Origin of the sequence: Burkholderia sp. Tr-862 (assembly GCF_011753085.1) — a bacterium.
In the GTDB taxonomy this organism is placed as follows: Bacteria; Pseudomonadota; Gammaproteobacteria; order Burkholderiales; family Burkholderiaceae; genus Burkholderia; species Burkholderia ambifaria.
Window position 1 is genome coordinate 35,323 of sequence record NZ_VWWG01000001.1, and the last position, 19,576, is coordinate 54,898.

Consider the following 19,576-nt stretch of genomic DNA (forward strand, 5'->3'; position numbering starts at 1 on the left):
CCGTCACGTTCATGCATGCGCGGGATGCGCGGGTTCCGATGCCGGCACGGCGGCGGGCCGGTGCTGCGCGCCCGTATGCCACGCGGGCAGCCGCGCACCGGCGCCGAACAGCTTCTCGCGCAGCGTCGGCGCGGGATCGTAGTCTTCCTTGTAGATGCCGCGGTTCTGTAGCTCAGGCACGACCCAGTCGACGAAATCCTCGAACGACTCGGGCATCACGGTACGCGTCAGGTTGAAACCGTCGATGCCCGTCTCGTCGATCCACGACTGCAGTTCGTCCGCGACCTGCGACGGCGAACCGACGATCGGCGCGTAGCGCCCGCCGAGCGACATCTGTTCGAGCATCCGGCGCACGGTCCACGTGCCGGTCGTGCTCTTGCGCGAGATCGCGTCGACGGCCGACTGGATCGAATCGGTCTTCACGTACGAAATCGGCTCGTCGAGCCCGTACTTCGCAAAGTCGATGCCGGTCGAACTCGCGAAATGCGCGAGGCCGGCTTCCGGGCTCGCGTAACGCCGGTATTCGTCGAACTTCTCGCGTGCGAGAAGTTCGGTCTCGGCGGTCACGACGCTCACGCCGGCGAAAATCCTGATCGATGCCGGGTCGCGGCCCTGCCGGGCGGCGGCCGCGCGAATATCGAGCGCCGCTGCGCGCGCGGCGGCCTTGCTCTGCCCGTTCACGAACACGCACTCCGCGTGCCGCCCCGCGAACTCGACGCCGCGCGCGGACGAACCGGCCTGGTACAGCACCGGCGTGCGCTGCAGCGACGGCTCGCTCAGGTGGATCGCGTCGACCGAATAGAACGGCCCGTCGTGCTTGACGCGCCGCACCTTGCCCGGCTGCGCGAACACGCGCGCCTGCGCGTCGCGGATCACCGCGTCGTCGTCCCAGCTTTGTTCCCACAGCTTGTAGACGACGTCCATGTAGTCGTCCGCGCGTTCGTAGCGGTCGTCGTGGCCGATCTGCTGCGCGAGGCCCATTCCGCGCGCGGCGCTGTCGAGATAGCCGGTCACGATGTTCCAGCCGATGCGCCCCTTCGTCAGATGGTCGAGCGTCGACATCCGGCGCGCGAACAGGTACGGCGGCTCGTAGGTCAGGTTCGCGGTCACGCCGAAGCCGAGATGCCGCGTGACCTGCGCCATCGCGGGCACGAGCAGCAGCGGATCGTTGACGGGCACCTGCACCGATTCGCGCAGCGCGGCGTCCGGGCCGCCGCCGAACACGTCGTACACGCCGACGATGTCCGCGAGAAAGATGCCGTCGAACTTGCCGCGCTCGAGCGTCCTCGCGAGATCGGCCCAGTAGTCGAGATCGGTGTAGTGCGCGGAGCGGTCGCGCGGATGCGTCCACAGCCCGTGGTTGATGTGCCCGACGCAGTTCATGTTGAACGCGTTGAGCAGGATCTTCTTGCGGTTCGGCGTCGTCATGTTCCCTCCGTCACCACGCGATCGCGTAAAGCGAGCCGAACGCGTTGTCGAGCGCACGGCGCACCGCCGGCGAGTGCTGGTAGATCGCGATGAACTTGCGGATGCGCGGATCGTTCACGCTCTCGGGCCGCACGACCCACTGGATCGCGAAGTTCTTGTTCTCGGTGCCGTCGAACAGCAGCGCGCTGTTCGGATCGGTCGTGCCGGCGAGCTTGATGAAGCTCGGGTAGCCCTGCGCGAGGTCGACGTCGTCGAGCGAGCGCGCGAGCTGCGACGCCTCGAGCGCGATGATCTTCAGGTGCTTCGGGTTGGACACGATGTCGTGCGTCGTCGCCCGGTAGTCGGCGCCCGGCTTCAGCGTGATGAGGCCCGCGCGCTGCAGCAGCAACAACCCGCGCCCGCCGTTGACCGGATCGTTCGCGATCGCGACGCGCGCGCCGTCCTTCAGCTCGGCAAAGCTTTTCACCTTCTTCGAATAGAGGCCGATCTTCATGATCGTGCCCGGCGCGATCGACACGAAGTTGTAGCCGCCCTGCTTCTTCGCGTTCTCGAGAAACGGGATGTGCTGGAAGTAGTTGACGTCGATGTCCTTGTTCGCGAGCGCCGCGTTCGGCGTATTCCAGTCGGTGAACTCGACGATCCGCACGTCGAGGCCCTGCTCCTTCGCCTCCTTAGCGGCGATCTTCAGCGCTTCGATCTGCGGGCTCGTCGAGATGCCGACCTTCAGCGGCGCGGTGTCGGCGCGCGCGCCGCCCGGCAGCGCGACGGCGAGCCACGCCGCGAACAGCGCGGCCGCCGTCAGGCGGGCCGGCAGGATGAGCCGTGCGACGCGGACGGCGCACGAGCGAGCGGAAAAAACGACATGCGGCATGGGAACCACTCTCCTGTCCAAAGACGGTATCGACGGATGAGCGACGCCGCGGCGAACGCGCTGGCGTTGTCCGGACAGTCGTCGCATCGGAAAAGGATCAGCCGATGATAGAGAGCGGCAGGAAGGCGGTCTACGAAGCGATTGTGCGAAGAAAATCGCGCGCGGCGATATGGCGCGCGATCGCGGTCGGCCTGGCGCCCGGCCGGCCGACTGGCCGAAATCTCGGCCTCCCCGCCGGACGAATTCCGAAATCTCGGCCGACCTGGGGCGGCCACCCTTTCCGCAGACGAAACAAATCCCTTATGAATCAATGCATTAAAAATATTCAGGCAGGCCGGATTTCTGGCACGGGGGTTGCGTAATAGACGGCACACGATGCCGCGAAGCATTGCAGGCATTCCAACAATCAGGAGACACGTCTTGCAGACCTCTATCCATACCCCGTCCCACCCGGAACCGATTGCCGAAGCCGGCGCCGCCACGCGCGCACGCTTCTGGCCGGAAGGCTGGTGGAAGCTGATGGAAATCCGCATCGGCATCATCCCGCTGCCGGTGTACGTGATCCTGTTCGCGCTGATCGTCGGTTTCGCGGTCACCGGCAAGGTTCCGGGCGAGATCTCGATGGCGATTGCCGTGCTCGCGTTCTTCGGCTTCACGTGCGCGGAACTCGGCAAGCGCCTGCCGCTCTTGCGCAACATCGGCGCGGCCGCGATCTTCGCGACCTTCGTGCCGTCGGCGCTCACCTACTATCACGTGCTGCCGAAGCCGGTGCTGAACCTGACGGTCGAGTTCACGAAGTCGACGAACTTCCTGTACCTGTTCATCGCGTCGATCATCGTCGGCAGCATCCTGAGCATGGACCGGCGCGTGCTGATCCAGGGCTTCGTGAAGATCTTCATCCCGCTCGCCGCCGGTTCGGTCGCGGCCGCGATCGTCGGCACGGCGGTCGGCACCGCGCTCGGCCTCGGCGCGCGCCACACGCTGCTGTACATCGTCGTGCCGATCATGGCGGGCGGTGTCGGCGAAGGCGCGATTCCGCTGTCGATCGGCTATTCGGAACTGATGCACCTGCCGCAGGGCGAGATGTTCGCGATGGTGCTGCCGCCGGTGATGCTCGGCAGCCTGACGGCAATCATCCTGTCGGGCGCGCTCGACATGCTCGGCAAGCGCCTGCCGCACCTGACCGGCAACGGTCGTCTGCAGGTCGGCGAAAGCGGCGACATGGCGCCGGAAAACGAAGAGATCCGCGGTCATGTCGACGTCACGCACATCGCCGGCGCCGGCATCACGGCGATCACGCTGTATCTCGTGGGCCTGATGGCGCACAAGCTGTTCGGCCTGCCCGCGCCGGTCGCGATGCTGTTCCTCGCGGTACTGGTGAAGCTCGCGCGCGCGGTGTCGCCGCCGCTGCAGGAAGGCGCGTTCGTCGTCTACAAGTTCTTCTCGACCGCCGTCACGTATCCGCTGCTGTTCGCGATCGGCGTCGCGATGACGCCGTGGGACAAGCTGACCGCCGCCTTCACGATCGTCAACGTCGTCACGATCGTGTCGACCGTCGCGACGCTGATGGGCACCGGTTTCGTGGTCGGCCGCCTGCTGAAGATGTACCCTATCGACACCGCAATCGTGAACGCCTGCCACAGTGGACAAGGCGGCACCGGCGACGTCGCGATCCTGACCGCCGCGAACCGGATGCAGTTGATGCCGTTCGCGCAGATCGCGACGCGCATCGGCGGCGCAATCGTCGTCACGGTGACGCTGATCCTGGTCGCGCACTTCGGATAATGCACGGCCGCGCGCACCGTCGCGCAGGCTGCTTCGCACGCGCCGCCGCCGGCCCTGCCGGCGCGCGGCGCGCGTCATTGCGGAGGGCCGGTTGCGGACGGCCGGTTGCGGAGGGCCGGTCGCGGACGGCCGGTCGCGAGTGACCGGTTGCAGGCTTCGATGAGGGCGAACGTGCAGAAGAGCTTCAAGGGAATCCCGTGGTGGGGGTGGGCGTCGGCCGCCGTGCTGTATGTCGGCGTGGCGGGCGCGGCCGTCGATTTCGCGTGGGAACGCGCGATCGACGCGCTGGAGGAAACCGGCGCGCACCGGCTCGACCTGTATGCGTCGAGCCTGAAGAGCGAACTCGGCCGCTTCGAGATCCTGCCCGGCCTGGTCGCCCGCCAGGACGGCGTGCGCGCGCTGCTGAAGGCCGCGCCGCAAGACCGGCCCGCGCTCGCCCACACGGTGAACACGTACCTCGAAGCCGTGAACCGCGACGCGGGCAGCGGCGCCGTCGACGTGATCGACCTGCGCGGCGAAGTGATCGCCGCCAGCAACTGGAACGAGACGATCAGCTTCGTCGGTACGAACGTGTCGTACCGGCCGTACTTCAAGGACGCCCTCGCGCACGGCAGCGGCCGCTTCTTCGGGATCGGCACCAATACCGGCGTGCCGGGCGTCTACTTCGCGAGCGCGGTGCGCGACGACGGCGCGCCGATCGGCGCGGCGGCCGTGAAGATCAGCGTCGACACGCTCGAATCCGCATGGCGCGCGCCGGGCGTCGCGGCGCTGGTGGTCGACGGCAACGGCGTGGTCGTGATCTCGACCGAGCCGGCGTGGAAATTCACCGCGCTGCGCCCGATCACCGCGCAGCAGCAGCGCGACATCCAGGCGTCGCGGCAATACGCGGGCCGCACGGTCGACGTGCTGCCGTACCGCCACATCGGCGACCGCAGCGCCGCCGCGTGGTTCGGCACGTTTCCCGATCCGCGTCACGCCGGCCGCAACACGCGCTATCTCGTGATGTCGCGCCCCGCCCCGCAGGCCGGCGATTCGCTGATGGTGCTGCTGGACATCGCGAGCGCGCGGCGCCAGCAGGAGACCGCGTTCGTGTTCGTCACCGGCGCGTTCCTGATCGCCGCGCTGCTGGTCGGCTACGCGATCCAGCGCCGCCGGGCGATCATCGCGCGGCTGAACGCGCAGGACGCGCTGCGCCGCGCGAACGACCGGCTCGAGCTGACCGTCGCGCAACGCACCGCCGCGCTGACGGCCGCGAACGAGCGGATGCAGCGCGAGATCGTCGAACGCGAACGCACCGAGCAACGACTGCGCGATTCGCAGCAGGAAGTCGTGCACGCGGGCAAGCTCGCGGTGCTCGGGCAGATGGCCGCCGGCCTCACGCACGAGCTGAACCAGCCGCTCGTGGCGATCCGCACGCTGTGCGACAACGCGCGCACGTTCTTCGAGCGCGGCCAGCCGGCGCCGGCATATGCCAATCTCGAACGGATCGGCAAGCTGGTCGACAGCATGGCGGTGCTCACCGGCGAGCTGAAGACCTTCGCGCGCAAGCCCGACGTCGAGCGCGTCGCCGTGTCGCTGACCGAGGCCGTCGCGCATGCGCGGTTCATCTACGATGCGCGGATCCGCGACGAAGGCGTGCAGCTCGACGTGAACATCGCGCCCGGCACGACGGTGTCCGCCGAATCGAGCCAGTTGCAGCAGGTGATCGTGAACCTGCTCGGCAACGCGCTCGATGCGGTGCACGATGCGCCCGTGCGGCGGATCGTCATCGAAGCCGCCAAAGTGGACGATGCTGACGACGAGGACGAAGCCGGCCGCGTGCGCTTCACCATCGCCGACAGCGGTGCCGGCATCGCGCCCGACGTGCTGCCGCACCTGTTCGAGCCGTTCGTCACCACCAAGCCGCGCGGCCAGGGCCTCGGACTCGGCCTCGCGATCACGTCGCGCATCGTCGAGGCGTTCGGCGCGAAGATCGCCGCGACGAACCGCGACGCGGGCGGCGCGCAGTTCACCATCGAATTCGCGGCGGCGACGCCGCAACAAAGGACAGAGCATGGAAGATGAGATTCGCGTGCTGGTCGTCGAGGACGATGAAAACGTCCGGATCGGCGTCGAGCAGGCCGTCGCGCTCGCCGGGTTTCCGGTCGATGCCTTCGCGTCGGCCGCCGACGCGCTCGCGCACGTCGCGCCCGGCGCGCCCATCGTGATCGTGTCGGACGTGCGGATGCCGGGCATCGACGGGCTGCAGCTGCTCGAACGCGTGATGGCCGTCGATGCGCAGATCCCAGTCGTGCTGATCAGCGGCCACGCCGACATTTCGACGGCCGTCGGCGCGATGCACGACGGCGCGTACGACTTCATCGAGAAGCCGTTCTCGTCGGACGTGATCGCCGGCCGCGTCGCGCGCGCGGTCGAGAAGCGCCGGCTCACGCTGGAGGTGCAGGGGCTGCGCGCGGCGCTCAACAACTGGCAGGGCATCGAGGCGTTCGTGCTCGGCAAGTCGCCCGCGATGGCCGACGTGCGCAAGAAGATCCTGCGCCTCGCCGATACGTCGGTGTCGGTGCTGATCACCGGCGAGACAGGCACCGGCAAGGAACTGATCGCACGCAGCCTGCACGACTTCGGCAGCCGGCGCGACGCGCACTTCGTCGCGCTGAACTGCGGTGGCCTGCCCGAACAGATCTTCGAGAGCGAGCTGTTCGGCCATGAGGCCGGCGCATTCACCGGCGCGATCAAGAAGCGCATCGGCAAGATCGAATGGGCGCACGGCGGCACGCTGTTCCTCGACGAGATCGAGACGATGCCGATTCCGCTGCAGATCAAGATGCTGCGCGTGCTGCAAGAGCGCGTGGTCGAACGGCTCGGCGCGAACGAGCTGATTCCGGTCGACTGCCGCGTCGTCGCCGCGTCGAAGGCCGATCTCGCCGAGCTCGCGGCCGACGGACGCTTCCGCGCGGACTTGCTGTATCGGCTCAACGTCGCGCAGATCGAGCTGCCGCCGCTGCGCGAACGGCGCGAGGACGTGCCGCTGCTGTTCGAGCATTTCGTGCTCGCGGCCGCGCGTCGCTTCGGGCAGCCGGCGCCCGTCGTCACGGCTGCGCAGGTGTCCGAACTGATGACGCATGCGTGGCCCGGCAACGTGCGCGAACTGCAGAACGTGGCCGACCGCTTCGTGCTCGGCCTGACCGGCGACAGCCTGCTGTCGTCCGGCAGCGCGCCCACGGCGGGCGGCACGCTCGCGGAGCAGCTCGCGTATTTCGAGCGGATGCTGATCGAGGACATGCTGCGGCGTCACAACGGCAACGTCGCGGACGCAAGCGTTGCACTCGGCATGCCGAAGAAGACGCTTTATCACAAGCTGCGCAACCTGCGGATTCCCGCGCGCGGCGACGCGGCGGCCGACGGCGGCGAATGACGCGAACGAGGATACGCATAACGGCATGGATCGCATCGACATCACCGAACGCGGCCGCATCGACGGCCACCTGATCCGCGGCATCACCCGCGCGCAGAAAACCTTCCGCCCGAGCGACTGGCCCGAACGGCTCGCGGGCGTCATCACGCTGTTCGTCGGCGAGCGGCGGCCCGGCTATCCGTGCGCGCTGTCGCGGCTCGCGATGCCGGTCGTCGACGGCGGCGCCAAATGCCTGTTCGTGTCGGACGAATTGCGCACCGTCTGTGCCGATGCGTTCGACTTCGCGATGCAGTTCGCCGCCGATAACGATCTGCCCGTCGAGCTTCAGACCGCGCCTGCGCTGGCGGTGCGGTGATGTGGGGGCCGCGTTCGGCGGCCTTTCCCCTTTTCCCCCTCCCCCTTGGATGCGCGTGTGCGCAGGCTTTCGCACGCGCGTTCGGCGGCGAAACGAATCGTCAGATGATTGAAAGCCTCGACACCTCCCCACGCTGCGACAAGGGTTTTCAGCCGAGCCATCAATAAAATTGATCGTCACGATGAAAATTATGCGTTTTCCTTGCAGGTCGCCGTGATGCATAGTTGCGTCGTGTTGACGCACCTTTGAGTCTTTCAGCCATGAACATGCGAATCGAGCCTTCGGTGCTCGCGAACCCCGACCTGCAATTTGCGACGCTTTCGTCAGGCATCAGCCTGCCGTATGTCGAGCGGGGCAGCGCCGCGCCGATGGTGTTCGTGCACGGATCGTTGTGCGACTACCGCTACTGGGATCCGCAGCTCGCCTCGCTGTCGGCACACTACCGCTGCATCGCACCGAGCCTGAGCCACTACTGGCCGGCCGTCGAAGCGGGCATCCAGGACGAGTTCAGCTGGCAGAACCACGTCGACGAGCTCGCCGAATTCATCGACGCACTCGATCTCGGCCCCGTGCATCTCGTCGGCCATTCGCGTGGCGGCAGCGTCGCGTTCAACGTCGCGCGCCAGCATCCGCACCTCGTCGAGTCGCTCACGCTCGCCGATCCGGGCGGTCCGCTGCAACAGCCGGGCGTGCGCGAAGCCGCGCTGCCGGCCGCCGCGATCGCGCTGCGCGCGAAGGCCGTGAACCTGATCGGTCAAGGTGAAGTGGAAGCCGGCCTCGAGATGTTCGTCGACTCGGTGAGCCTGCCGGGCGCATGGAAGAAGAGCACGTCGCGCTTTCGCACGATGGCGATCGACAACGCGAGCACGCTGCCGAAGCAGCTGCGCGATCCGCTGCCTGCGTATTCGCAGCACGCGGCGTCGGATATCGCGTGCCGCACGCTGCTGATCGATGGCCAGCGCAGCCCGAAGATGTTCCGCAACAACGTCGACACGCTGTCGCAGTGGATCGGCGATGCGCAACGGCAGACCGTCGCCGGTGCGTCGCACGGGATGAACGCGGCAAGCCCCGCGGTGTTCAACCGTTTCGTGCACGAGTTCGTCGCCGCCTAACGCGATCGGGCGGCATTCGTTCCGCCCGCTACTCCCCTTCTCTTTCGACGCGAAACGATGCAGGCTGCCCCGCATCGCGTCGCGTTCCCATGCGTTACGCGACCGGCTCGGCCTTGCGCGTCACCGCATCCGGCAATCCGAACACGCTGTCGAACGACCAGTTGTACGCGAACGTGAAGATCGGGAAGAACACGATCAGCACCGCGTCGTACAGGAACGCCTGCAGCAGCGACACGTCGAGCCACCACGCGATCAGCGGAATCAGGAACGTCACGAGCGCGACCTGGAATCCGATCGCATGCACGACGCGCCGCCCGACGGTGCGCGTGGTTTCCGCACGCCGCCGCTCCCACGCCTCGAAGCCGAAGTTGTAGACGAAATTGACGGTGACGCCCGTCGTCGAGATCATCACGCCGAGCAGGCCGCTCGTCGTCGCGCTCGCGCCGCTCAGCATGCCGAGTACCGACGACGCGACGAGGATGCCGAGCACCTCGAACATCACGACGTAGACTATGCGTCTCTTCCATCCTTGCATCACCCATCACCTTCGTATCGAACAAGGTGGCGAGACTACAGCGGGCACTTCGCCCGCAAAAGTCAGGTCCTTTCAATTTTTCTGACAGGAGGCCGCACGTGCTGACCAGCGACCACATCGACATGCTGCTGACCGTCATCGACAAGGGCTCGTTCTCGGCAGCCGCGCGTGCGCTCGGTCGCACGCCGTCGGCCGTCAGCATGGCGATCGCGAATCTCGAGGCCGAGCTGGACCTCGTGCTGTTCGATCGCGGCACGCGCGAGCCGACGCCGACCGCCGCGATGGCCGCGCTGCTGCCCGATGCGCGGTCGATCGCCGAACGGCTGCAGGCGCTGCGCGCACATGCGCAGCATCTGTCGGAAGGCGTCGAGGACACGCTGCGGCTCGGGCTCGCGGCGGAGCTCGACGGCGCACCCGTTGCGCGCGCACTGACCGCCGTCGCCGCGAAGTATCCGGCGCTCGCGATCAGCATCGTCACTGCGCCGCAGGACGCGATCGTCGACGCACTGCATCGCGGCGCCGTCGATCTGTGCGTCGCGTACGGCGGGCTCGATCTTCATCCGCAGGAACAGATCCACGCGCTGTGGACCGAGACGCTGATTGCCGTCGCGGCACCGGGACATCCGGCGATTGCAGAAGCCGCGCATCCCGAGACGATCGAGCGGTTGTCGGGGTTCCGGCAGATCGTGATCGCCGATCCGGAACGGCCGCTCACCGACGTGCGGCCGGTGATCGGCAATCGCACGTGGAAAGTGACCGACATGGCGACCGCGATCGCGTTGGTCAAGGCCGGCCACGGCTGGGCCAACCTGCCCGAATCGACGATCGGCCGATACGTCGACGCCGGCGAGCTTGCGCCGCTCGTGTTCGCGAATATCCGCAACGGGCTGCTGCTGCCCGTGTATCTGCGGCGGCCGAAGCACACGGGGCTTGGCAAGGCGGCCGCCGAACTGGTGCGGGCGTTGCGGGCTGAAGGCCACGCAGCCTGATCGGGGCGTGCGGCGGGACACCGCCGCACGCCCCGTCCGCAGGCGCTGGAGGAACCTGACCGTTAGTTGCGATATAAACCCCGCGCACCATGAAAAAACCCCGGTCACGCAGGCCTGGGCCTGCATGCCGGGGTTCTTCGATTCGCGGCTGACGAGCGATGAATCGCTCGCCGTTCAAGCTCAGCGCGCAGCCACCTCTGCCTTACCCGTCGCCGCATCGCCCACCGCCGTCGGCGCCGGTGCATTCCCCCACCCGCCACCCAGCGCGCGAATCAGGTTGACGGTCGACACGGCCTGCGCACCGGTCAACTGGTTCGCCTGCAATTGCGACTGCAGCACCGACCGCTCGCTGTCGATCACGTCGAGATAGGCGACTTCGCCTTCCTGATACTGCGTACGCGACAGCGTCGCCGCACGGCGCGACGCGTTGACGGCCGCATCCTGCGCGCGAATCTGGTCGTCGAGCAGACGCAGATCGGCGAGGTTGTCCTCGACCTCGCGGAACGCGACGAGCACCTGCTGCCGGTAGTTCGCGACCTGCTCGTCGTATTGCGCGCGCGCCTGCTGCACGCCGGCCGCACGCCGCCCGCCGTCGAACAGCGGCAGCGTCAGCGCGGTACCGGCGAACGGCCCGAGCAGGAACGTGCGGCTCGACCACAAGAACAGGTTGCCGAGCGTCGACGCCTCATACCCGAACGCGCCCGTGATATCCAGCTTCGGGAAATACGCCGACTTCGCCAGGCCGATCCGCGCGTTCGCCGCCGCCATCGCGCGCTCGGCCGCCGACACGTCCGGGCGCCGTTCGAGCAGCGCGGACGGCAGTCCCGCCGGGACCTTCACCGCGACCGGCACGATCGGCGTTTCCTTGAACGCGAAGTCCGCGGGCGCCTTGCCGAGCAGGATCGCGAGCGCATGCTCGGACGCCGCGCGCCGGCGCGCGACACCGACCGCATCGGCCTGCGCGGTCGCCAGTTCGTTCTTCGCGCGCGACACGTCGAGCTCGCTGATGTCGCCCTCGTTGAAGCGACGCTGCACGAGCTTCAGCGCCTGGTCGCGCAGCTCGACCGTGCGGCGGTACAGATCCTGGTCCGAGTCGAGCTGGCGCAGTTCGAAGTAGTTCTGCGCGACGTCCGCCTGCAGCGCGAGCTGCACCGAGCGGAACAGCGCTTCGCTCTGCGCCTGGTCGGCGCGCGACGCCTCGACGTTGCGGCTCACGCGGCCGAACAGGTCGGCCTCGTAGGACACCGTGCCCTGTGCGCGCCACAGCGTCGCGTTGGTCGGGCCCGTGCCCTGCGGCTGGAGCTGCGACGCCGACGACAGCCCCTCGCGCGTCGGCCCGAACCCGGCGCCGACCTGCGGGAACCACTGCGAGCGCGCGGTGCGGGTCGCCGCACGCGCTTCCTCGACGCGCGCCGCCGCGGCCTTCAGGTTCTGGTTCGCGGCGAGCGCCTGCGACTCGAGCGAGTCGAGCACCGGATCGCCGAACACCTTCCACCATTCGCCGCGATGCTCGCCGTCCGCCGGTTCGGCGGTCTTCCACGTGCCGGCCTGTTCGCCGGCCGCGAGCGTCGGCGCTTCCTTGAACGCCGCGGGCGTCGACACGTCCGGGCGCTTGTAGTCCGGGCCTACCGCGCATGCGGCGAGCAGCGTCGCGAGCAGGGTGCTCGCGGCCGCCACCTTCGCGAAGCGCATCAGGCCATTCGAGTTGTACATGTTGTCCATCTTGTTGTCCTCAAGCATCCGAAGCCGACGCGCCCGACGGCGACACGCCATAGCCGGCCGAGTCCTTGCCGGCGACGTGGATCTTGCCGCCCGCGAGCGTGCGCAGCACCACGTAGAACACCGGCGTCAGCATCAGCCCGAACAGCGTGACGCCGAGCATCCCGAAGAACACCGCGATACCCATCGCATGCCGCATCTCCGAGCCGGCACCCGTCGACGTGACGAGCGGCACGACGCCCATGATGAATGCGATCGACGTCATCAGGATCGGGCGCAGCCGCAGCCGGCTCGCCTCGATCGCGGCCTCGAGCGGCGTCCTGCCGTCATGCTCCAGTTCGCGTGCGAATTCGACGATCAGGATCGCGTTCTTCGCCGACAGCCCCACCAGCACCATCAAGCCGATCTGCGTGAAGATGTTGTTGTCGCCCTGCGTGAGCCACACGCCTGTGAGCGCCGACAGAATGCTCATCGGCACGATCAGGATCACCGCGAGCGGCAGCGTCAGGCTTTCATACAGCGCGGCGAGCACCAGGAACACGAGCAGCACGCTGATCGGGAACACCCACATCGCCGAATCGCCCGCAAGAATCTGCTGGTACGTGAGGTCGGTCCACTCGAACCGCACGCCGCGCGGCAGCGTTTCATGCGCGATGCGCTCGACCGCGGCCTGAGCCTGACCCGACGAGAAGCCCGGCGCCGGGCCACCGTTGATGTCGGCCGCCGTGTAGCCGTTGTAGCGCACGACCATTTCCGGGCCGAACGTCGGCGTCACCGTGACGAGCGACGACAGCGGCACCATCTCACCCTTGTCGTTGCGCGTCTTCAGCTGCAGGATGTCGTCCGCGCGCTGACGGAACGGCGCGTCGGCCTGCACGCGCACCTGGTACACGCGCCCGAAGCGGTTGAAGTCGTTCACATACAGCGAGCCGAGATACACCTGCATCGTGTTGAACACGTCGGTGACCGGCACGCCGAGCTGCTTCGCCTTCACGCGATCGAGATCGACGTTGAGCTGCGGCACGTTGATCTGGTAGCTCGTAAACAACGGGCCCAGTTCCGGCGCCTGCTGCGCGCGCTTGATGAAGTCGTTGGTCGCGTCCGACAGCTTCGCGTAGCCAACTGCCCCACGATCCTCGATCTGCATCTTGAACCCGCCGAGCGTACCGAGGCCGAGCACCGGCGGCGGCGGGAACACCGCGACGAACGAGTCTTTCATCGCGCTGTATTGCTGGTTCAGCGCACCCGCGATCGCGCCGGCCGACAACGCCTTGCCGTGCCGTTCCGCAAACGGCTTCAGCGTGACGAACACGATGCCCGCGCTCGAGCTGTTCGTGAAGCCGTTCACCGACAGCCCCGGGAACGCGACCGCGCTCTCGACGCCCGGCTGCTTCAGCGCGATCGAGCCCATGTCGCGGATCACCTTCTCGGTGCGGTCGAGCGACGCGCCGTTCGGCAGCTGCGCGAACGCAATCAGGTATTCCTTGTCCTGCGCGGGCACGAAACCGCCCGGCACGATCTTCGACACCAGCACGGTCGCACCCACCAGCACGAGGTACACGCCGAGCATCAGCGTCTTGCGCGACAGCACGCCGCGCACGCCGCGGCCGTAGTTCTCCGCGCCGCGATGGAACACCTTGTTGAAGCGCTTGAAGAAACCGCCGAGCACGCGGTTCATCACGCGCGTGAGCCAGTCCTCCTTGTCGCCATGCCCCTTCAGCAGGATCGCGGACAGCGCCGGCGACAGCGTCAGCGAGTTGAACGCCGAGATCACCGTCGAGATCGCGATCGTCATTGCGAACTGCTTGTAGAACTGGCCGGTCAGGCCCGACATGAACGCGAGCGGCACGAACACGGCGACAAGCGTCAGCGCGATCGCGATGATCGGCCCGCTCACTTCCTGCATCGCCTTGTAGGTCGCCTGCCGCGCGTTCATTCCGCTTTCGATGTTGCGCTCGACGTTCTCAACCACCACGATCGCATCGTCGACCACGATACCGATCGCGAGCACCATCCCGAACAACGACAACGCGTTGATCGAATAGCCGAAGCCGAGCAGCAGCGAGAACGTGCCGATGATCGACACCGGCACCGCGATCAGCGGAATCAGCGACGCGCGCCAGGTCTGCAGGAACACGATCACGACGATCACGACCAGCGCGATCGCTTCGAGCAGCGTATGCACGACGGCCTTGATCGACGAGCGCACGAACTGCGTCGGGTCATAGACGATCTTGTAGTCAATGCCGGCCGGCATGTCCTGCTTCAGCTCGGCCATCGTCTTGCGCACTTCGTCGGAAATCTGCAGCGAGTTCGCGCCCGGCGACTGGTTGATCGCCATCGCGACGGCCGGCTTGTTGTCGAGCAGCGAGCGCAGCCCGTACTCGGACGCGTCGAGCTCGATTCGCGCGATGTCCCGCAGGTGCGTGACGCCGCCGTCCGGCGTCGTCTTCACGACGATGTCGCCGAACTCGTCTTCCGTCTGCAGACGGCCGCGCGCGTTCACCGACAGCTGCAGCGGCGTTCCCGGCAACGACGGCGACGCGCCGATCACGCCGGCCGCGACCTGCACGTTCTGCTCGCGGATCGACTGCACGACGTCCTCCGCGGACAGTCCGCGCTGCGCGACCTTCTGCGGATCGAGCCACACGCGCATCGCGTAGTCGCCCGAACCCCACAGCTGCACCTGGCCGACGCCCTGGATCCGCGACAGGCGATCCTTCACGTTGATCAGCGCGTAGTTGCGCAGGTAGGTCATGTCGTAGCGGTTGTCCGGCGAGATCAGGTGGACCACCATCGTCAGCGTCGGCGAGCTCTTCACCGTGGTGATGCCGAGCCGCTGCACGTCTTCCGGCAGACGCGGCAGCGCCTGGTTCACGCGGTTCTGCACGAGCTGCGTGGCCTTGTCCGGATCGGTGCCGAGCTTGAACGTGACGGTGATCGTCATGTTGCCGTCGCTGTTCGCCTGCGACTGCATGTAGAGCATGTCCTCGACGCCGTTGATCTGCTCTTCCAGCGGCGACGCGACCGTCTCGGCGATCACTTTCGGGTTCGCGCCCGGGTATTGCGCCTTCACGATCACGGAAGGCGGCACGACTTCCGGATACTCCGAAATCGGCAGCAGGAACATCGCGATCACCCCGCCGAGCAGGATGATCACCGATAGGACTCCTGCAAAGATCGGCCGGTCGATAAAGAATTTGGAAATGTTCATGGGTTGCTCTGTCTGGTTGAACGCGGAAGCGAAGCGGCGGGCCGCTTACGAATCCGCCTTCGCCGGTGCGGCCGGCTTCGCGGTGCTCGCGAGCGGCGCGGACGGCGCATCGCCGCCCGTCATCGGGACCATGTGCGGCTTCACCTGCTCGCCGGGTCGGACACGCTGCGTGCCGTTCACGACCACGCGGTCGCCGGCGGAAAGTCCGCTCACGATGACGCGCCGGTTGCCGTGCTGCATCCCCTGCTGCACTTCGCGATACGACACGCGGCCCTGCTGGTCGACGACGAACACGAACTTCTTGTCCTGGTCCGTGTTGATCGCCGCGTCGTCCACGAGCAGTGCCTGGTGCGGCGCGCTGCCGCCCACCTTCACGCGCGCGTAGAGGCCGGGGACGAGCGCACCGTCGGCATTGTCGAAGCGTGCGCGCACGCGGATCGTCCCGGACGACGTGTCGAGCCGGTTGTCGACCGAATCGATCTCGCCGCTGCGCGAGTAGCCGGTTTCGTTCGCGAGACCGAGCTCGACCGGCACCTTGCGGCCGTTGCGCGCGCCGTTGATGTATTGCAGGTAGGTCTGCTCGTCCGCGTCGAACGATGCGTAGATCGGCGACACCGACACCAGCGTCGTCAGCGGGGCGGCCGACGCACCGGCCGACACGACGTTGCCGAGCGTGATTTCCGCGCGCGACACGCGGCCCGAGACCGGCGCCGTGATCCGCGTATAGCCGAGGTTGATGCGCGCCGTTTCCAGCGCGGCTTCGGCCGCCTTCAGGTTCGCGCTCGCTTCGCGCGCGGCGTTCTGCTTCTCGTCGTAGTCGCGCTTGGCGATCGCGTTGTCGCCGATCAGGCGCTGCGCGCGCTGCCAGTCGCTCTGCGCGTAGCCGTTGCGTGCCTGCGCGCCGGCGAGCTGTGCCGCGGCACGGTCGACTTCCGCCTGGTACGGACGCGGATCGATCACGAACAGCACGTCGCCTTTCTTCACGAGCGCGCCGTCCTTGAAGTTCACCGCGACGATCGTGCCCGCCACCTGCGGGCGCACGTCGACTTTCTCGACCGCCTCGAGGCGGCCCGAATAGCTTTGCCAGTCGGTGACGGTCTGCGGCACGACGGTCGCGACGTCGACTTCGGGCAGCGGCGCCGCCGCCTTTTCGGGCGCGTTCGCGCTCACGCGCATCGCGCCGAACGTGCCGAGGCCGACGACGGCGAGCGTCACGATCGCCGCGGTGGCGATTCGGGAACGGGAGGTGCGTAGGATGGCCATGTGGATCTCCAGTAAGCGTGGATTGGTCTGGTTATTCGGAACGGTTCGGCTGGCGCGCCTGGAAGCGGCACTGGAAGAAGCGCACGGCTTCCTCGAGCGCGGCTTCGTGCGTCGCGAGCGCCGCGTGCGTGACGTCCGGGTAGCGGATCACCTGCGTGAGCACGCCCGATGAAATCAGGCAGCCCGCATATTTCTCCGCTTCGACGTGCAGCACGTCGTTCTGCGCGGTGACGACGAGCGTCGGCGGCAGGCCCGCGAGGCGCACCGATTCGAGCGGCGCCGCATACGGGTGCATGCGCTGCGCCGCCTGCGGCAGATAGGCGCGATAACAGGCCGCGCATTCGCGCGCGGTGATGTCGGATGACAGGCGTTCGGCGTCGCCGATGCGCGTCATGCTCGGGTCGAGCATCGGCCCGAACAGCGCCTGCGCGGCGATCGACACTTCGCCGCGATCGCGCGCGATGAACGCGAGACAGTTCGCGAGCTGGCCGCCCGCGTCGTGGCCCGCGACGCCGATCTTCTTCGGATTGCCGCCGAACGCGCGGGCGCGCGTCGCGGCCCACACGGCGGCGCGATACGCATCCTCCGGCGCGGCCGGAAAGGGAAAGGCCGGCGCGAGCGAATAATCGACCGACACTACGAGAGCTGGTAAGCGTTCTGCTAAAAAGCGCGCGGCGAAGTCGGCGTCGTCGAGCGAGCCGCGCACGAAACCGCCGCCGTGGAAGTAAAGCACTACCGGCAGTCCGGTCTTGTCCGCGCGCCGATAGAGGCGCAGCACGATGTCCTGCGCGTAGCCGGGGATTTCCACCTCCGCGACCGTCAGTGCCGCGCCGGCTCTGGCTTCGGCGGGCAATGCGGCTTTCAGGAATTTGCTGAATTCAGAAGCGTCCATGACGATGCAGGATCCATTTCGAGATGGAACGAATTCTGGGTCCGGCAGACATTGGGATAAATGCCTATAATCCGGCAACACAATTCAACACCCCCGAACAATCCCAGGCTGCGTTTACCCACGAGGTAGCGCAGCCTTGTTGTTCCGGTGGCTCATTAGATTGCGGAGGTTGTGATGGACCGGCTTCAGGCCATGCAGGTGTTTACTCGCGTCGTCGATACAAGCAGCTTCACCAAGGCAGCAGAAACGCTCAGCCTGCCGCGGGCGTCCGTCACGACGATCATCCAGAATCTCGAAGCATTCCTCGGCGTGCGCCTGATGCACCGGACCACGCGCCGGCTGTCGCTCACGCCGGACGGCGCCGCGTACTACGAACGGTGCGTGCGGATCCTCGCCGATGTCGAGGAAACCGAAGCAAGCTTCCAGGCGAACAACCGCAAGCCGCACGGAAAGTTGCGTATCGACATGCCGGGCTCGATCGGGCGGCTGCTCGTGATCCCGTCACTGTGCGAATTCCATACGCGCTATCCGGACATCGATCTGCAGCTCGGCCTGTCCGACCGGCCAGTCGACCTGCTGCAGGAAGGCGTCGACTGCGTGATCCGCGTCGGTGCGCTGCAGGACTCGTCGCTCGTCGCGCGTCGCGTCGGCCTGTTCGAATGCGTTTCGGTCGCGGCACCCGCGTATCTGGAGAAGTACGGCGAACCGCAGACGATCGAGGACCTGAGCGATCACAAGGCCGTCAATTACTTCTCGAGCCGCACGGGCCGTACGATCGACTGGACGTTCCTGACCGACGGCAAGGAAGTCGAGGTCAAGATGAACGCGATCGTGTCGGTCAACGACGCCGACGCGTACGTGACGTGCGGGCTCGAAGGCTTCGGGCTGATCCAGCCGCCGCTGTTCATGGTGCTGCCGCACCTGCGCGACGGCCGGCTCAAGGAAGTGCTGCCCGGCCTGAAGCCGCTGCCGATGCCGATCTCGGTCGTGTATCCGCACAGCCGGCACCTGTCGCCGAAGGTGCGTGTGTTCGTCGACTGGGTCGCCGAAGTGTTCGACCGCTGCCCGCTGCTGAGCGGCAAGGGCAGCCTCGACGCGACGTGCAGCAAGCGCACGTTCGAGGAAGCCGAGCGCGCGCCGGTGCTCGACACGCCGGTCATCAACGAGTGGGTCGCGTAAACATCTGAACCGCGGCGCGCGGGCTGTCCGGCCCGCGCGCTGTGCCGCCTTCGTGCCGCGCCGGCGTCACCGGCGTGCCACCTCTCGCGCCGCGCACGACGTCTTTCCTGAATCCGCACCACACCTTTGCGCCACGCGCGGCAATCGTCCGTGCGCGGCGTCGCGCGCCGCGCCGCATCGCCGCATCGCCGCCAGGCCCGCCGCAGGCGGCTGTGCGCAAGTTTCGAATAGCCCTGCCGACGTAATGGATCGCGATTGTTCCTCGATCGCGACTATTCAATTCGCGTCAGCCGCATTTATCGCGACGGAACAGACACCTAGAGTAAACCCTGTCGCGCACCTCGTTGCGCATCGAACAGCCCCGTTTGACGGGACCGGAGCCAGCGCTCACGCGCCAACTCCGACCAACACAGGAGTTACGTCATGAACCGCCGTCACCTTCTCTCCGCCGTCGCCCTCGCACTCGCCGTGTCCGCACCGGCCTTCGCCGATACGAACACCCCGCAAGCCGGCGACTACGGCAACGCGTCGTGGTACACGCAACACAACAACGGTCCGCGCACCCGCGCCGAAGTCAGCGCGGAAGTCGCGCAGGCACGCCGCGACGGCACGCTGGCCTGGCTGCGCAAGGCGAATTCGTATCCGCAAGGGCTCGAACTCGCGCAAGGCCCGTATCGCTCGATGCCGGAAAGCAACCAGCTCGCAGGTGGGGGCCGGTAAACGTGCAACGCCGCGCAGCGGATGGTCCGGTGCGCGGCGTCGTGACATCGCTGTCGAACACGCGATGAGTCAGTCAGTTAGTTAGTTGCAGGAGCCTGT

15 protein-coding genes are annotated in these 19,576 nt (G+C 67.1%); 8 read left to right on the top strand and 7 right to left on the bottom strand.

Annotated features, from left to right (window positions below):
- Positions 1 to 9: 9 nt before the first annotated feature.
- Both F3J14_RS00175 and F3J14_RS00180 read right to left on the bottom strand, forming a co-directional pair.
- A complete protein-coding gene (locus tag F3J14_RS00175) occupies positions 10 to 1,428 on the bottom strand; it encodes an LLM class flavin-dependent oxidoreductase (protein WP_166721230.1) in 1,419 nt (472 codons plus the stop codon).
- Between the two features lie 10 nt (positions 1,429 to 1,438).
- Entirely contained in the window at positions 1,439 to 2,299 is an 861-nt protein-coding gene (locus F3J14_RS00180) for a MetQ/NlpA family ABC transporter substrate-binding protein (protein ID WP_166721231.1), read from the bottom strand.
- 420 nt (positions 2,300 to 2,719) lie between these two features.
- Here F3J14_RS00180 and F3J14_RS00185 point away from each other — a divergent pair, with 420 nt between their 5' ends.
- From F3J14_RS00185 to F3J14_RS00205, 5 genes are all read left to right on the top strand, one after another.
- Complete coding sequence (locus F3J14_RS00185) at positions 2,720 to 4,084, top strand: 2-hydroxycarboxylate transporter family protein (protein ID WP_166721232.1); 1,365 nt, start codon at positions 2,720 to 2,722, stop codon at positions 4,082 to 4,084.
- A gap of 159 nt (positions 4,085 to 4,243) precedes the next feature.
- Entirely contained in the window at positions 4,244 to 6,148 is a 1,905-nt protein-coding gene (locus F3J14_RS00190) for an ATP-binding protein (RefSeq protein ID WP_166721233.1), read from the top strand.
- Positions 6,138 to 7,499 (top strand): sigma-54 dependent transcriptional regulator, encoded by a 1,362-nt coding sequence (locus F3J14_RS00195; protein WP_166721234.1) that lies wholly within the window; start codon positions 6,138 to 6,140, stop codon positions 7,497 to 7,499. Before F3J14_RS00190 ends, F3J14_RS00195 begins: the two co-directional genes overlap by 11 nt.
- Positions 7,500 to 7,524: 25 nt before the next feature.
- Complete coding sequence (locus F3J14_RS00200) at positions 7,525 to 7,854, top strand: DUF3579 domain-containing protein (protein WP_166721235.1); 330 nt, start codon at positions 7,525 to 7,527, stop codon at positions 7,852 to 7,854.
- A gap of 260 nt (positions 7,855 to 8,114) precedes the next feature.
- Positions 8,115 to 8,966, top strand: a complete 852-nt coding sequence (locus F3J14_RS00205; RefSeq protein WP_166721236.1) for an alpha/beta hydrolase — start codon at positions 8,115 to 8,117, stop codon at positions 8,964 to 8,966.
- A gap of 94 nt (positions 8,967 to 9,060) precedes the next feature.
- On the opposite strand, the gene F3J14_RS00210 is transcribed toward F3J14_RS00205, so the two are convergent.
- Positions 9,061 to 9,501 (bottom strand): PACE efflux transporter, encoded by a 441-nt coding sequence (locus tag F3J14_RS00210; RefSeq protein ID WP_166721237.1) that lies wholly within the window; start codon positions 9,499 to 9,501, stop codon positions 9,061 to 9,063.
- A gap of 98 nt (positions 9,502 to 9,599) precedes the next feature.
- On the opposite strand from F3J14_RS00210, the gene F3J14_RS00215 reads away from it, so the two are divergent.
- Complete coding sequence (locus tag F3J14_RS00215; protein ID WP_166721238.1) at positions 9,600 to 10,490, top strand: LysR family transcriptional regulator; 891 nt, start codon at positions 9,600 to 9,602, stop codon at positions 10,488 to 10,490.
- A gap of 180 nt (positions 10,491 to 10,670) precedes the next feature.
- Here the strand turns inward: F3J14_RS00215 and opcM are convergent, their stop codons facing one another.
- From opcM to F3J14_RS00235, 4 genes are read right to left on the bottom strand one after another with little or no spacing between them, the layout of a single operon-like run.
- The gene (opcM, locus tag F3J14_RS00220) at positions 10,671 to 12,212 is read right to left on the bottom strand and encodes a multidrug efflux transporter outer membrane subunit OpcM (protein ID WP_166721239.1); all 1,542 of its coding nucleotides are present in this window, start codon (positions 12,210 to 12,212) and stop codon (positions 10,671 to 10,673) included.
- A gap of 10 nt (positions 12,213 to 12,222) precedes the next feature.
- Positions 12,223 to 15,423 (bottom strand): multidrug efflux RND transporter permease subunit CeoB, encoded by a 3,201-nt coding sequence (gene ceoB, locus F3J14_RS00225; RefSeq protein WP_166721240.1) that lies wholly within the window; start codon positions 15,421 to 15,423, stop codon positions 12,223 to 12,225.
- A gap of 45 nt (positions 15,424 to 15,468) precedes the next feature.
- The gene (ceoA, locus tag F3J14_RS00230; protein WP_166721241.1) at positions 15,469 to 16,686 is read right to left on the bottom strand and encodes a multidrug efflux RND transporter periplasmic adaptor subunit CeoA; all 1,218 of its coding nucleotides are present in this window, start codon (positions 16,684 to 16,686) and stop codon (positions 15,469 to 15,471) included.
- Between the two features lie 31 nt (positions 16,687 to 16,717).
- Positions 16,718 to 17,578, bottom strand: a complete 861-nt coding sequence (locus F3J14_RS00235) for an alpha/beta hydrolase (RefSeq protein ID WP_166721242.1) — start codon at positions 17,576 to 17,578, stop codon at positions 16,718 to 16,720.
- A gap of 174 nt (positions 17,579 to 17,752) precedes the next feature.
- Between F3J14_RS00235 and ceoR the strand changes: the two genes are divergently transcribed.
- The gene (ceoR, locus tag F3J14_RS00240; RefSeq protein WP_166721243.1) at positions 17,753 to 18,757 is read left to right on the top strand and encodes a putative multidrug efflux transcriptional regulator CeoR; all 1,005 of its coding nucleotides are present in this window, start codon (positions 17,753 to 17,755) and stop codon (positions 18,755 to 18,757) included.
- A gap of 423 nt (positions 18,758 to 19,180) precedes the next feature.
- Positions 19,181 to 19,477, top strand: coding sequence for a DUF4148 domain-containing protein (locus F3J14_RS00245; RefSeq protein ID WP_166721244.1), 297 nt, complete (start codon positions 19,181 to 19,183; stop codon positions 19,475 to 19,477).
- Positions 19,478 to 19,576: the final 99 nt, after the last annotated feature.

What these genes read in the sequence shown, in the direction of transcription:
- F3J14_RS00175 (WP_166721230.1), bottom strand. Translation starts at nt 1,428, where the DNA reads ATGACGACGCCGAACCGCAAGAAGATCCTGCTCAACGCGTTCAACATG.
- F3J14_RS00180 (WP_166721231.1), bottom strand. Translation starts at nt 2,299, where the DNA reads ATGCCGCATGTCGTTTTTTCCGCTCGCTCGTGCGCCGTCCGCGTCGCA.
- F3J14_RS00190 (WP_166721233.1), top strand. Translation starts at nt 4,244, where the DNA reads ATGAGGGCGAACGTGCAGAAGAGCTTCAAGGGAATCCCGTGGTGGGGG.
- F3J14_RS00195 (WP_166721234.1), top strand. Translation starts at nt 6,138, where the DNA reads ATGGAAGATGAGATTCGCGTGCTGGTCGTCGAGGACGATGAAAACGTC.
- F3J14_RS00200 (WP_166721235.1), top strand. Translation starts at nt 7,525, where the DNA reads ATGGATCGCATCGACATCACCGAACGCGGCCGCATCGACGGCCACCTG.
- F3J14_RS00205 (WP_166721236.1), top strand. Translation starts at nt 8,115, where the DNA reads ATGAACATGCGAATCGAGCCTTCGGTGCTCGCGAACCCCGACCTGCAA.
- F3J14_RS00210 (WP_166721237.1), bottom strand. Translation starts at nt 9,501, where the DNA reads ATGCAAGGATGGAAGAGACGCATAGTCTACGTCGTGATGTTCGAGGTG.
- opcM (WP_166721239.1), bottom strand. Translation starts at nt 12,212, where the DNA reads ATGGACAACATGTACAACTCGAATGGCCTGATGCGCTTCGCGAAGGTG.
- ceoB (WP_166721240.1), bottom strand. Translation starts at nt 15,423, where the DNA reads ATGAACATTTCCAAATTCTTTATCGACCGGCCGATCTTTGCAGGAGTC.
- ceoA (WP_166721241.1), bottom strand. Translation starts at nt 16,686, where the DNA reads ATGGCCATCCTACGCACCTCCCGTTCCCGAATCGCCACCGCGGCGATC.
- F3J14_RS00235 (WP_166721242.1), bottom strand. Translation starts at nt 17,578, where the DNA reads ATGGACGCTTCTGAATTCAGCAAATTCCTGAAAGCCGCATTGCCCGCC.
- ceoR (WP_166721243.1), top strand. Translation starts at nt 17,753, where the DNA reads ATGGACCGGCTTCAGGCCATGCAGGTGTTTACTCGCGTCGTCGATACA.
- F3J14_RS00245 (WP_166721244.1), top strand. Translation starts at nt 19,181, where the DNA reads ATGAACCGCCGTCACCTTCTCTCCGCCGTCGCCCTCGCACTCGCCGTG.